This is a genomic window from Xanthomonas sp. 4461 (assembly GCF_024806475.1).
Classification (GTDB): Bacteria; Pseudomonadota; Gammaproteobacteria; order Xanthomonadales; family Xanthomonadaceae; genus Xanthomonas; species Xanthomonas arboricola_F.
In genome coordinates this window covers 1,612,952-1,626,282 of sequence record NZ_JANTYV010000001.1, presented here as the reverse complement: position 1 = coordinate 1,626,282, position 13,331 = coordinate 1,612,952, and the positions used below count along the sequence as shown (strand labels likewise).

Genomic DNA, 13,331 nt, shown 5'->3' with positions numbered 1-13,331 from the left:
AGCCCGATTGTGCGCACACCGGCCGCGACAGATGAATGACCACGTGCGGGACGAACTGTTGCCGGGGCCGCTTGGGGGTGACCAATGCACCGACCGCATAGCCACCAGACGGGCGCGGCTGTGCAATTGGTGCACCAGGGATCGCCCGCACATTCCGCTGCCGAGCGCGCCCTGCACCCCCACTGACGGCTGCTGCCGCATATTGCCAATGCGTTTAGCCGGCCGCCGGCCCGGCCAGACATTCGAGCAGGTAGTCGATGAAGCTGCGCACCTTCGGCGCCAGATGGCTGCGGCTGGCGTATACCGCGAAGATGCCGATCTCGCCGAGTTCGTACTCGGGCAGGATGCGCAGCAGGCGGCCGCTGGCGATATGCGCATCGGCCAGGAAGTCCGGTTGTATCACGATGCCCTGGCCGGCCAACGCCGCCGCATTGAGCACATGCCCGTTGTTGGCGCGCAGCCCGCCGTGGATGCGTACCTCGACATCGCCGTCCGGCCCGTGGAAGCGCACCTCGTCGCCGCTGGGCGAATAGTGGTAGAGCAGGCATTCGTGACCGGCCAGATCGGACGGGTGCTTCGGCGTGCCGGCGCGCGCCAGATAGGCGGGCGATGCGCAGGTCAGCAGCCGTACCTTGCCCAGTTGCCGCGCGATCAGCATCGGCGCCGGCTGGCGGGTGATGCGGATGGCGACATCGAAGCCCTCTTCGACCATGTCGACCAGGCGATCGGATAACGACAGGTCCAGGTCCACCTGCGGGTAGCGTGCGCGAAAGCCGGGCAGCAGCGCCCCAAGCCGCTCGATCCCGTAGCTCACCGGTGCATTGACCCGCAGCAGCCCGGACGGCTCCAGCGCCTGCGCCCCGATGGTGGCTTCCAGGTCGTCCAGATCGGCCAGTAGCTGCAGACACCGCTGGTAATACGCGGTGCCGGCGCTGGTCAGGCTGACCCGCCGCGTGGTGCGGTTGAGCAGGCGCGTGCCCAGGCGTTGTTCGAGCGCGGCCACCTGACGGGTGACGTTGGCGGTGGAGCGGTCCAGCGCATCGGCTGCGGCACTGAAGCCGCTGCGTTCGGCCACCGCCGTGAACACGCGCATCGCATCGAGGGTATCCATCGGCGCTCCGATTGTTTCTTTCAGCGCAATAAATTATCCGATTCCGACGTATTTATCAGATTTCTGTAGGGAATAGGCTGTGCTCGTCGTCTATGGAGTCCCGTCATGTCCGATTACCCCGCAATCCCGCGCACGGCCGCCTATGGCGCGGCGCTGTTGCGCATCAGCCTAGGCGTGCTGTTCCTGGTGCATGGCCTGACCAAGCTGCTGGTGTTGACCCCGGCCGGCACCGTGACTTACTTCCAGTCGCTGGGTCTGCCCGGGGCGTTGGCCTACCTCAGCATGGTGCTGGAACTGGGCCTGGGCCTTTCGCTGCTGCTGGGCGTCTATGCGCGCTGGACGGCGCTGCTGGGCGTACCGCTGCTGCTGGGCACCATCGTCAGCGTGCATGGCGCCAACGGATTCGGTTTTTCCAACCCCGGTGGCGGCTGGGAGTACCCGGCGCTGTGGGCGGTGTTGCTGGTCGTGCAGTCGCTATTGGGCGATGGCGCATTCGCGCTGAAGCCGGCGCGCTGATGTCGGTCATTTCAAGGAGCCACGCATGAGCCGCCTGCCATCGCTGTACATCTCGCACGGATCGCCGATGACGGCGTTGCAGCCCGGCCAGGTCGGATTGCGTCTGGAACAACTGCGTCAGCTCTTGCCGCGGCCGCGCGCGATCGTCGTCGCCACGGCGCACTGGCTGGGCCGTCGCCCGCTGGTCAGCGGTGCGGCGCTGCCTCCCACCATCCACGACTTCGGCGGTTTTCCTGCGCCGTTGTACGAGCTGGAGTATCCCGCCCCCGGCGAGCCTGCGCTGGCGCAGCAGATCGCCCGGCGGCTGGAACAGGCCGGCCTGCATCCGCAGCTGGACCCGCAACGCGGCTTCGACCACGGGGTGTGGGTGCCGCTGCGCTTGCTGTACCCGGCGGCCGACATCCCGGTGGTGTCGGTGTCGATCCAGCCCGAGCTTGGCCCTGCGCACCAGTTTGCGGTTGGGCGCGCATTGGCGCCGCTGCGCGACGAGGGCGTGCTGGTGATCGGCTCGGGCAGCATTACCCACAACCTGCACGATGCCCGCCATGGGTATAGCGCCGAGCGCGAGGCGCCGTACGTACGGCCCTTCATCGAATGGACCGAACGCAAACTATTGGAAAACGACATCGCCGCGTTGCTCGACTATCGCCGCAAGGCGCCGTATGCCGAGCGCGCGCATCCCAGCGACGAGCACCTGTTGCCGCTGTATGTCGCGATGGGCGCGGCAGGCAGCGTCCACCTCGGAGCGCAGCGGATCGACGCCGGCATCGACGGAGGCTTCCTGGCGATGGACCTGTATCGCTTCGACGGCGATGCGGCGATTGCGGCCTGATCCGGTCGTTGGGGCGGTGCCGTCATCGTGGCGGCCCTGCTGCGATGACGGCACCGCCTTGGCACCACGCTAACGGCGTCATCGCTACACCGCAGCGCTCTGAAGCATTCACGATAGGCTGCGGTGCAGTCTCATAGGCTGAGACGCCTTGGCTGCATGCTGCTCGCGTGAAAATCCTCGACAAGCTCGCCGTCCTTGCCGACGCCGCCAAATACGATGCCTCTTGCGCCTCCAGCGGTGCCAACAAGCGCAATTCGCTGGGGACGGGCGGGATCGGCAGTACCGAGGGCATGGGCATCTGTCACTCGTACACGCCCGATGGCCGCTGCGTGTCGCTGCTGAAGATCCTGTTGACCAACTTCTGCATCTTCGACTGCGCCTACTGCGTCAATCGCGTGTCCAGCAATGTGCGCCGCGCGCGCTTCACGCCGGAAGAAGTGGTCACGCTGACGCTGGATTTCTACAAGCGCAATTACATCGAAGGCCTGTTCCTGTCCAGCGGCATCATCCGCAACTCCGACTACACCATGGAGCAGCTGGTGGAAGTGGCGCGGCAGCTGCGCGAGGTGCACCGCTTTGCCGGCTACATCCATCTCAAGACCATTCCCGACGCCGCGCCCGAGCTGCTGGCTGCGGCCGGCCGCTATGCCGACCGGCTGAGTATCAATGTGGAGTTGCCGACCGAGCAGGGCCTGACCTTGCTGGCGCCGGAGAAAAGCGTCGGCGGCATTCGATCGGCGATGGGCGAGCTGCGTTGGCGCATCGAAGAAAACCAGCTGGAGCGCAAGGCAGAAAAGGTGCGCCGGGCCAAGCCGCCCCGCTTTGCGCCGGCCGGGCAAAGCACGCAGATGATCGTCGGCGCCGACGATGCCAACGACCGCAGCATCCTGGACACCAGCCACAACCTGTATGGAAACTACCGCATGCGCCGGGTGTATTACTCGGCCTTCAGCCCGATCCCGGATGCCTCGTCCAAGTTGCCGTTGCAGGCGCCGCCGCTGCAACGCGAGCACCGCTTGTATCAGGCCGATTGGTTGCTGCGGTTCTACGAGTTTTCGGTCGAAGAAATTGCGCCTGCCCAGTCCAGCGGCATGCTGGATCTGGATGTGGACCCCAAGCTGGCCTGGGCGCTGCGCAATCCGCAGCGGTTTCCGGTGGATCTGAATGTGGCGCCGCGCGAAATGCTGTTACGGGTGCCCGGTCTGGGCACCCGTAATGTGGAGCGGCTGCTGTTGTCGCGCCGGCATGCGCGGTTGCGGGTGGGCGACCTGGCGCGGCTGCGGGTACCGATGAAGAAGCTGCTGCCGTTTGTGAGTGTGCTGGACCACCATCCACGTCAGCGCTTGGACGATCCGGTTCGACTGAGGGCGCAGTTGGCGCCTGCACCGCGGCAGGCAAGCTTGTTCGATTGATGTCTATACCTTCTCCCATCGGGAGAAGGTGCCCGAAGCGCGGATGAGGGGACGGCCGCGCGCCTGACCCGGACGCGCCTGGCTGCTTCCATCACTCCACGATCCAGGCCGCCGAACCCCTGCGCCAGGACCGTCGTCGCCTGACGCGATCCGGTGCAATGACGCCGCACCGGTGCCCCATGTTTCTCGCCATACGCGGCAAGGCACCCAGGTTCGCTGCATCCAGACAGGGCATCTGTGCGGTCACGCACCGTTGCGGTGGTCGGTTCGCTCCAAGCGAGGTGTTGGAGCAAAATCAAGGCTGGAAAGCGGCAACGCGATAACAGCAGTGCCAACTGCAAAGACCGCAACAACGATGCAAAACGCAAGCGAAGGGCCGGCAGCGAAGCGACGGCTGGATCGGAACTCTTCAGGTCAGGTGTGATGATGTTCAGCGCTGAGGTCGAACCACCGTGGAGTTTCGAAGCATGGCGCACGCTGGCGCGGGCGGGATGGTGCGCGCAGGTAGAGCCGGACGATGTGGCATGGAACGGTGGTGCGCAGGGCGGGTTATTGATGGGGCAGGGGCTGCTGGATTTGCCGGTGAGCGTGCCACCACCACGGGTGTCGGCGGACTTCATGCAGCTGGCTGCGTCGGTGCTGTGCCATCGCGATCCGCAGCGGCATGCGGTGCTGTACCGGTTGTTGTGGCGAATCGCTTCGGGTGAGAAGGCGCTGCTGGAGCGCGCCACCGATGCGGATGTGCACCGGCTTGCACAGTGGCAAAAGGCCGTGCAGCGCGACACGCACAAGATGAAGGCGTTTGTGCGCTTCCGCCGCCTGCCCGGGGAAGAAGAGGCGTTCGTCGCCTGGTTCGAGCCCGAGCACTGCATCGTGGATCGGGTGGCGCCGTTCTTCGCGCGACGCTTTGCCGGCATGCAGTGGGCGATCCTCACGCCTTACCGCAGCGTGCGTTGGGATGGTGAAGCGTTGTCGTTCGGCGATGGTGCGGTGCGTTCGCAGGTGCCTGCCGACGACGCGCAGGAAACCTTATGGCGCACGTACTACGCGCATATCTTCAATCCCGCGCGGCTCAACCCCACCATGATGCGGCAGGAAATGCCGCAGAAATACTGGAAAAACCTGCCCGAAGCGGCGCTGCTTCCGGAGTTGATCCGCGAGGCCGGTGTGCGGGTGCGCGAGATGGCCGAGCGTGCGCCCGAGCCGGTACGGCGGCGCCTGCCGGTGGCGCCCGCGCCTGTGCTGGACGTTGCAACGCAAAGCCTGGCGCAGTTGCGCACGGCGGCGCGCGACTGTCGTCGCTGCGAGCTGTGGCAGCCGGCCACGCAGACGGTGTTCGGCGAAGGGCCGGACGACGCGTCGGTGATGGTCATCGGCGAACAACCCGGCGACGAAGAGGATCTGAGCGGGCGTCCGTTCGTGGGCCCGGCCGGGCGTCTGTTTACCATGGCGCTCGGCGAGCTTGGCGTGGACCGCAAGGCGCTCTACGTGACCAATGCGGTCAAGCATTTTCGCTTCGAACAGCGCGGCAAGCGCCGCCTGCATCGCAATCCCGAGCGTGCGCATGTGCAGGCCTGCAATGGTTGGCTGCAGGCCGAGCGCGCGCAGCTGCGGCCCGCGCAGATCGTCTGTCTTGGAGCGACCGCAGCGCAGGCGGTGCTGGGGGCGGGTTTTCGCTTGATGCAGCAGCGTGGGCAATGGCAACGGCTGGACGACGGCACGCCGGTAATGGCGACCGTGCATCCGTCCTGGGTGCTGCGGCAAGGCACCGACGTGGCGCGCGAGGAAGGCTATCGCGGCTTTGTGGAGGACCTGCGGCAGTTGTTGGCGCCGCCGGGGAAGGCGGGCAGTCCGGCCGACGCATAAAAAAAGCGCGTGCAAATGCACGCGCATGGTGTCGGAGAAACAAGACACCAAGTGAGGTCGCCGGCATGCCGGCGACCTCGTTACCGCCGCTTCGCGGTTGGGTGGCGCATCCTGCAAATGGACGCGCATGAATCGGTGCGTTGATGCGCCAGTGGATACGACCAGGTTGCGGTCGCAACGATTGCCCACCAATGCGCCATGCGATCAGGCGCCAGCGCATGTGTAGCGCGCTACCCGCCGCCGCAGATTCGACCGGCTTGCGTCGGTGGGAGAGACGATCAGGCGCCAGCGATGTGTCTGCAGTTACGGCATCAGCACCTTGTCGATCACATGGATCACGCCGTTGCTCTGATTGACGTCGGCGATGGTGACGGTGGCGGTGTTGCCCTTGACGTCGGTGAGGGTGACCTTCTTGCCATTGAGCTTGGCGGTCAGCGGCTCGCCCTGCACGGTGGTCAGCGTGGCGCTACCGCCACCGGCCTTGATCTTGGAGATCAACGAGGCGGCGTCCACCTTGCCCGGCACCACGTGGTAGGTCAGGACCTTGGTCAGCGTCGGCTTGGATTCGGGCTTCAACAGCGTGTCCACCGTGCCGGCCGGCAACGCGGCAAACGCAGCGTTGGTCGGGGCGAAGACGGTGAACGGGCCCGGGCCCTTCAGGGTGTCCACCAGGCCAGCGGCTTTGACGGCTGCCACCAGCGTGGTGTGATCCTTGGAGTTGACCGCGTTGTCGACGATGTCCTTGGTGGCCAGCATCGGCGCGCCACCCACCATCGGATTGGACGCAGCGTAAGCGGGAGCCATTGCGCTGGTCAGGGCAATGGCGGTGGCGAGGGCAAGCGACTGGAATGAGGTCTTCATGAGGCATCGATCCTTTGGGTGAGCGATTACCTGGATGGCAATCGTGGATCTGGATACGCGGCCCACTGCGGCGCGGATGCATCACGCAGTTTTTACAAGAAGATGCTGCGCTGCAGCGGCTCCGCAGCTCCGTCGTCGCGAACCGTGATCGCCTCGCCCATGGTTGAGTCTGTTCGATCGGCGATAGCGGTGCAGGCCGAGCGATCATGTTGAAGACGCGACGATGCAACTGCACTGCGGGCGATGCGCGATCAGGCCGTTACCAGATCCAGCGTCGTCGCCATTGTCACAACCGCTCAAAGCGGCACGAATGTTCGCCATCGGCAGAAGCGACGCCGGCCAGTGCCGTTATTGTCTATGGCCTTGCGTGATAACCAGTTCTCAAGGCTGTAAAACATGAAGTCCGAAAAGAGTGAGTTCAATCGAGTGCTACTGCCGACAGTGCTGGTGGCAGGCGCGCTGGCGTTGTTCGCTACTGCACAGGCATCGGCCGTCACGCCAACGCATGCGTCATCGGCGGCCGCTGCTGTCCCTGCGCGTGACATCTATCGACCAGGGCAGAAGTGGATTGTCCCGGGGGAGTGGGAATTCACCGTTGATTCCGCGCACGTGGCCAGGGTGAAAATTCCCGACCATGGCGGCGGCTCCTGGGTTCCCACGCAAGTGATCCTGCTGAGCTACAGCTACAAGAACATCGGATTCGACGACAGCACCAATGACAAGGGCGGCGGCCCGTCGACACTGGCGTTTTCCAAAGCGCATATCGACGTGTTCGACGCCGACGATGCGGACAACGGCGGCGCAGGCAGTTACCCGGTGCGCATCAAGCTCGTCGAAGACGCCGACGGTCAGAAGCTCGGGCAGGAGATGGTGGGCGCGCAGTGGCCGTACGCCTTCAAGAAGAAGGTCAAGGCGGTCAAGGTGACGGTCAGTCACTACGACTCCAGGCTGAAACTGCATGAAGCGAGCTTCCTGGTGCCGGTCGAGGGCGCCCGGCAATCGAAGCCGCATCCGAACAAGCACGTTCGCCACAGCTGATCTGCGTTCTGCCGGTCTGCGCGGGTATGCCGCCGGCATGCCCGCCATCGCGAGCGATCACATCGCCGGCTGCTCTCGACGGCGCTTGAGGTCCGCGCGATCGAGTGACTGCTGGCCTTGGCGATGGATCCATCGCCTGCCCGCCGCCCATATGCGCATTGCGGGCCTGTCGCATTGCCACGATGGCGCTGCAGTTGATCGTGCTGCAGGCCCTTTTTCTTGACGGAGCACCACCTCCTCCGCGTTTAGGCCTGTCCATCCGGCAGCCACGGTATCTGATCGACAGACACCCGCCACGGCGCTGCCGCACCACACCCTTGTGGCCTGTCAGCGCACAGGGCCGCGCCCAGGCCCAGGTGGCGCGGTGGTTTCATCACCGGTTGCAAACCGGTATGTTCCCGTAGGTGCGTTGTTGTGCGTCGCAAGACGATGCCGCACGTGTGGCCGTCTCTTCTCCCGGGTTTTTATGCATTCGATCGATGTCGTCCTCGCCATGTTGCTGGCGGTCGCGGCCAGCGGTTATCTGATCCGCATCCTGCCGTTCTCGCTGCCGTTGCCGTTGGTCCAGATCGCGCTGGGCGCGGTGGTCTCCGGCGTGTTCGATGCGGGGCACGAACTGGAACCGGAACTGTTCTTCCTGTTGTTCCTGCCGCCGCTGCTGTTTCTGGATGGCTGGCGCATTCCCAAACAAGGCCTGTTCCGCGACAAGGCGGCGATCCTGGAACTGGCGCTGGGCCTGGTGGTGTTCACGGTGATCGGGGCCGGGTTGCTGATCCACTGGTTGATCCCGGCGATGCCGTTGGCCGTGGCGTTTGCGCTGGCGGCGATCATCTCGCCGACCGATCCGGTGGCGGTGTCGTCGATCGCCTCCAAGGTGCCGATCCCCAAGCGCCTGATGCACATCCTCGAGGGCGAGTCGCTGCTCAACGACGCCTCCGGCCTGGTGTGTTTCCAGTTTGCGGTGGCTGCCGTGCTCACCGGTACCTTTTCGGTGGCGACCGCCTCGCTCACCTTCCTGTGGGTGGCGCTGGCCGGGCTGGCGCTGGGCGTGGCCACCACCTTCGGCCTGAGCCGCATCCAGGCCTGGATCTGGCGCCATTTCGGCGAAGAGCCCGGCTCGGCGATCCTGGTCAACCTGCTCACGCCGTTCGCCGCCTATCTGCTGGCCGAAGCCTTCCATGCCTCCGGCATCCTGGCCGCAGTCGCGGCCGGCATCACCATGAGCTACGTGGAAATGGCCGGCAATGCGCCGGGCAATATGCGCCTGCAGCGCTCGGCGGTGTGGGACACGGTGCAGTTCACCTTCAACGGCATCATCTTCGTGCTGCTGGGCGAGCAGTTGCCGGGCATCCTCGATGGCGCGGTGCGCAGCGTGCAGGAGGCCGGGCACCTCAATCCGTGGTGGCTGGCGGTGTACGTGGCCACCATCAGCGCCAGCCTGATGGCGCTGCGCTTTGTGTGGGTGTTCCTGTCGCTGCGCTGGAACATCTTCAAGGCGCAGCGACGCGGCGAGGCGCACGTGAGCCCGCCGTGGCGGATCGTGGTGGCGGTGTCGCTGGCCGGCGTGCGCGGTGCGATCACTCTGGCCGGTGTGCTCACCTTGCCCTTGATGCTGGATGACGGCTCGCCGTTTCCGGCCCGCCAGCTGGCGATCTTTTTGGCTGCCTCGGTGATCCTGGTGTCGTTGCTGGTGGCCAGCGTGGCATTGCCGCGGCTGCTGCGCGGGCTGGAGTTGCCGGAAGAGGAAGACGAGCAGCAAAAGGAAGACCTGGCGGTGAAGGCGGCCTCGCAGGCAGCGCTGGAGGCAGTGGAGAAGTTGCGCCAGCGGCTGGTGGAAGACAGCGCGCATGCCGAGCGCTACAACGCCGCCGCCAACCAGGTCAGCCAACGCTACCAGCGCAAGCTGGGCGCGGTGGACATGGCCGAGACCGACCCGGAAGAAGCCGGCGCCTACGAGCAGGCCTTGCGCCAGTTCCGTCACGCCGCCCTGGTGGCCGAGCGCAATGAGCTGTTCAAGCTGGCGCGCCGTCGCGAGATTTCCGACGACCTGTCGCGCCGGCTGGTGCGCAATCTGGATCTGATCGAGTCGCGCAAGCGGGCTTGAGCGCGCTGACGCGCGCGGGATTCGGGATTCGGGAATCGGGATTTGTAAAAAGCAAAAGCCCGGGCAATGAAAGCGGCCGCCGTAGGAGCGCACCAGGGCGCGACCGGGCTGTCCCGACACACGTCCCGGCGTGCCGGCTCGGGAATCGGAACTCGCAGCGGCCAGGGCGCTGACGACGGCTGCGCTAGGAGCGCACCCGGGCGCGAGAGGCGTTCTCTGGACAGCCCCCGTCGCGCCCAGGTGCGCTCCTACGACACCGCGCGCGCCACGAGGAGGTAGGCATTGCAGCCCTTGAGCCGAGGCAACGCGCAACCTGTCGGTCCTGTCCGTCTGCAGTGGGCACCAGGCGCCAGGCACCAGGCACATCAAGGGTCGGGAGACACCATCCCACCAGACCCCCTCCCATCGTCACGGCACGCGGCCTACCCTGTGGCGCTTATCGTTGCCGTGCACAGCCCATGACGCCCATCGTTTCCATCCAGGGATTGAGCAAGACCTACGCCGGCGGTTTCCAGGCCCTCAAACACGTGGACCTGGACATCCAGCGTGGCGAGATCTTCGCGCTGCTCGGCCCCAACGGTGCCGGCAAGACCACCTTGATCAGCATCATCTGCGGGCTCATCAACCCCAGCACGGGCACCGTGCTGGCCGATGGCCACGACATCGTGCGCGACTACCGCGCCGCACGCGCGAGCATCGGGCTGGTGCCGCAGGAGTTGGCCACCGACGCGTTCGAAACGGTGTGGGCCACGGTGCGTTTCAGTCGCGGCCTGTTCGGCAAGCCGGCCAACCCGCAGTACCTGGAAACCATCCTGCGCGAGCTGTCGCTGTGGGACAAACGCAACAACAAGATTTCCACCTTGTCCGGCGGCATGAAGCGGCGCGTGCTGATCGCCAAGGCGCTGGCGCACGAGCCGCGCATCCTGTTTCTGGACGAGCCCACCGCCGGGGTGGACGTGGAGCTGCGCCACGACATGTGGCAGATGGTGCGGCGGCTGCGCGAGCAGGGCACCACCATCATCCTGACCACCCATTACATCGAGGAAGCCGAAGACATGGCCGACCGCGTAGGTGTCATCAATCGCGGCGAGCTGGTGCTGGTGGAAGACAAGCACACGCTGATGCGCAAGCTGGGCAAGAAGCAGCTGACCCTGAGCCTGCAAGCGCCGCTGCAGGCGTTGCCCGCCGCGCTGGCGGACCTGCCGCTGGAAGTGTCGGCCGATGGCAATAGCCTGATCTACACCTTCGACACCCAGGCCGAGCAGACCGGCATTGGCGCGTTGCTGCGCCGGCTCAACGAGCATGGCATCGACTTCAAGGACCTGCATTCCAGCGAAAGCTCGCTGGAAGAGATCTTCGTCAACCTGGTGCATGGCGCACGCGCTGCGCAGGTGAGCGCATGAACCTGCATGCGATTGCGGCGATCTATCGTTTCGAAATGGCGCGCGCGTTCCGCACGCTGACCCAGTCGATCGCCTCGCCGGTGTTGTCGACCTCGCTGTATTTTGTGGTGTTCGGTGCAGCGATCGGCTCGCGCATGGGCGATATCGACGGCATCAGCTACGGTGCCTTCATCATCCCCGGCCTGGTGATGTTGTCATTGCTCAACGAGAGCATCTCCAATGCCTCGTTCGGCATCTACATGCCGCGCTGGGCAGGCACCATCTACGAGGTGCTCTCGGCACCGGTGGCGTGGTGGGAGATCGTGATCGGCTACGTGGGCGCGGCCGCCAGCAAGTCGGTGATGCTGGGCTTGCTGATCCTGCTCACCGCGCGGCTGTTCGTGCCCTACGAGATCGCCCACCCGGTGTGGATGCTGGGTTTTCTGGTGCTCACCGCGCTGACCTTCAGCCTGTTCGGTTTCATCATCGGCATCTGGGCCAACGGCTTCGAAAAGCTGCAGGTGATCCCGCTGATGGTGGTGACGCCGCTGACCTTCCTGGGCGGCAGTTTCTACTCGATCAACATGCTGCCGCCTGTCTGGCAGAAGGTCACCTTGTTCAATCCGGTGGTGTATCTGATCAGCGGGTTCCGCTGGAGTTTCTACGGCAAGGCCGACGTGCACATCGCGGTGAGTACCGGCATGACCTTCCTGTTCCTGATCGTGTGCCTGGGCGTGGTGGCGGCGATCTTCCGCAGCGGCTATCGGCTCAAGGCGTGAGTGGTGAATGCAGTGGTGTTGTCGGCCGCGTCTTGCTGAATGTTGTCGCAAGTCCAGGTCAAACGCTGAGTAGGTCGAGGGCGCGGTGCCCTCACCGCTCGCGGGACACGCCGCAAGTACGTCCCTATAGGCTCGGTGGCGGCATCCATGCCGCCACACGGTCCCGCAATCGGTGAGGACACCGCACCAGAAAGTCTGCTGCTTGCTTGAAAGCCATGAACACCGACCATCGTGACTGGCCCTTGCCCGCCCACCATCGCGGGACACGCTGCAAGTACGTCCTTGTAAGCTCTTACGCGGCATCCATGCCGCGTAGGGTCCCGCGACGGTGGGCGGGCAAGGACCCTGCAGCCAAGTCGCCGCTCAGCAGCTCTGCGATTGAACAGCGTGAAGTAGTTTGGTCAGCCGCTGTTACTCGGCAGCAGGCTTGGCGTCGTGCTTGGTGTCCAGGAAGTAGGCCACCACCTCGCCCTTGACCTTCATCGTCATCGGGTTGCCGCGACGGTCGCGCGCCTTGCCGACCTGCACCTTGATCCAGCCTTCGCTCACCGAGTATTCCTCCACGTTGTCGCGTTCGACACCGTTGAAGCGCACGCCGATGCCGCGGTTGAGGGCGTCGGCATCGTGGAACGGGCTGCGTGGGTCGATGGCCAGATGATCGGGAGGGGTATCGCTCATGGGAAAGGCGTCATGACGGGCCGGATGGCCGTCTTCGGCCGCACAGGATACGGGCCTGCGCCGCGATGACCAGCCCCCGGCAGGCGGCCGCATGGGCGGAGACGGTTTGCTTGGCGCGCGCCAGGCGGCACACTTCACGCTGAATCTTTCTGCGAGACTCCGCCATGCCCGACAACAGTGCCGATTACGAAGACGATGACGGCCTGCCTTCCGATCTGGAGGAAGGCGACGACGTCGACGATCATCCTGCGCGGGTCTGGAACCTGCTGGTCCTGATCAATCCCGGCGACGAAGACACCGCACTGAGCCAGTTCGACAGCTGGCGCGAGGCGCAGGCCGAGGCGGACGCGGACGATGAAGACGACGCCTGGCTGTGGACGTTGAAGGACACGATCGACTGGCGCTCGGGCTTCTACGTCGACTGGAAGGACACCGACGCGTTCATCGCCGCCATCGACGAACTCAGCGCGCGCTGGAACCTGCGCATCGATTGGGGCGGCGACCTGGACGATGAAGACTTCGCGCGCGATCTCGACGTGCCCGACCTGATGGCGGTGGCGTTCGATCGCCTGCGCGAGCATGGGTATTCGCTGTGGAACTGGAACACCGGTGGCGATGCCTATGCCGGCTGGATCGCGCTCAGCCGCGACGACGACGCGATGCTGGCGTTGACCTCGCTGTTGGGCGTGGAAGTGCGGCTGGGGAACGAGGCGTTCTGAGCCAGCCGCACGCCTGGCGCCGGAGGCGGCAGA

Annotated in this window: 12 protein-coding genes; 9 read left to right on the top strand and 3 right to left on the bottom strand. The window is 65.2% G+C overall.

The genetic code is table 11. From position 1 onward, the window contains the following. Positions 1 to 214: 214 nt before the first annotated feature. Positions 215 to 1,111: a LysR family transcriptional regulator gene (locus tag FHY19_RS06965; protein WP_259163192.1), complete on the bottom strand. Its 897-nt coding sequence runs from the start codon at positions 1,109 to 1,111 to the stop codon at positions 215 to 217. A 105-nt stretch (positions 1,112 to 1,216) separates the two neighbouring features. Between FHY19_RS06965 and FHY19_RS06960 the strand changes: the two genes are divergently transcribed. The 4 genes from FHY19_RS06960 (at position 1,217) to FHY19_RS06945 (ending at position 5,737) form a co-directional block, all read left to right on the top strand. Continuing rightward, a complete protein-coding gene (locus tag FHY19_RS06960) occupies positions 1,217 to 1,627 on the top strand; it encodes a DoxX family protein (protein WP_259163191.1) in 411 nt (136 codons plus the stop codon). Between the two features lie 25 nt (positions 1,628 to 1,652). Beyond that, on the top strand, positions 1,653 to 2,459 hold the full coding sequence (locus FHY19_RS06955; protein WP_259163190.1) for a class III extradiol ring-cleavage dioxygenase: 807 nt from the start codon (positions 1,653 to 1,655) through the stop codon (positions 2,457 to 2,459). A gap of 167 nt (positions 2,460 to 2,626) precedes the next feature. Further along, positions 2,627 to 3,871: a putative DNA modification/repair radical SAM protein gene (locus FHY19_RS06950; protein ID WP_259156736.1), complete on the top strand. Its 1,245-nt coding sequence runs from the start codon at positions 2,627 to 2,629 to the stop codon at positions 3,869 to 3,871. Between the two features lie 426 nt (positions 3,872 to 4,297). Continuing rightward, on the top strand, positions 4,298 to 5,737 hold the full coding sequence (locus FHY19_RS06945) for a UdgX family uracil-DNA binding protein (protein WP_259163189.1): 1,440 nt from the start codon (positions 4,298 to 4,300) through the stop codon (positions 5,735 to 5,737). 303 nt (positions 5,738 to 6,040) lie between these two features. Here FHY19_RS06945 and FHY19_RS06940 read toward each other — a convergent pair whose 3' ends face one another. Further along, entirely contained in the window at positions 6,041 to 6,598 is a 558-nt protein-coding gene (locus tag FHY19_RS06940) for a fasciclin domain-containing protein (RefSeq protein WP_259163183.1), read from the bottom strand. Positions 6,599 to 6,994: 396 nt separating this feature from the next. Here FHY19_RS06940 and FHY19_RS06935 point away from each other — a divergent pair, with 396 nt between their 5' ends. The 4 genes from FHY19_RS06935 (at position 6,995) to FHY19_RS06920 (ending at position 11,901) form a co-directional block, all read left to right on the top strand. Beyond that, positions 6,995 to 7,636 carry a hypothetical protein gene (locus tag FHY19_RS06935; RefSeq protein ID WP_259163181.1) on the top strand — a complete coding sequence of 214 codons (642 nt, stop codon included), beginning with the start codon at positions 6,995 to 6,997 and terminating at the stop codon, positions 7,634 to 7,636. 466 nt (positions 7,637 to 8,102) lie between these two features. Then, positions 8,103 to 9,740, top strand: a complete 1,638-nt coding sequence (locus tag FHY19_RS06930; protein ID WP_046965039.1) for a Na+/H+ antiporter — start codon at positions 8,103 to 8,105, stop codon at positions 9,738 to 9,740. Between the two features lie 458 nt (positions 9,741 to 10,198). Beyond that, complete coding sequence (locus tag FHY19_RS06925) at positions 10,199 to 11,143, top strand: ABC transporter ATP-binding protein (protein WP_259163179.1); 945 nt, start codon at positions 10,199 to 10,201, stop codon at positions 11,141 to 11,143. Further along, positions 11,140 to 11,901: an ABC transporter permease gene (locus FHY19_RS06920; protein ID WP_259156723.1), complete on the top strand. Its 762-nt coding sequence runs from the start codon at positions 11,140 to 11,142 to the stop codon at positions 11,899 to 11,901. Before FHY19_RS06925 ends, FHY19_RS06920 begins: the two co-directional genes overlap by 4 nt. Positions 11,902 to 12,312: 411 nt before the next feature. Here the strand turns inward: FHY19_RS06920 and FHY19_RS06915 are convergent, their stop codons facing one another. Next, positions 12,313 to 12,579, bottom strand: a complete 267-nt coding sequence (locus tag FHY19_RS06915) for a DUF3297 family protein (RefSeq protein ID WP_259156721.1) — start codon at positions 12,577 to 12,579, stop codon at positions 12,313 to 12,315. A gap of 164 nt (positions 12,580 to 12,743) precedes the next feature. On the opposite strand from FHY19_RS06915, the gene FHY19_RS06910 reads away from it, so the two are divergent. Continuing rightward, positions 12,744 to 13,298, top strand: a complete 555-nt coding sequence (locus FHY19_RS06910) for a hypothetical protein (RefSeq protein ID WP_259163177.1) — start codon at positions 12,744 to 12,746, stop codon at positions 13,296 to 13,298. Positions 13,299 to 13,331 lie beyond the last annotated feature (33 nt).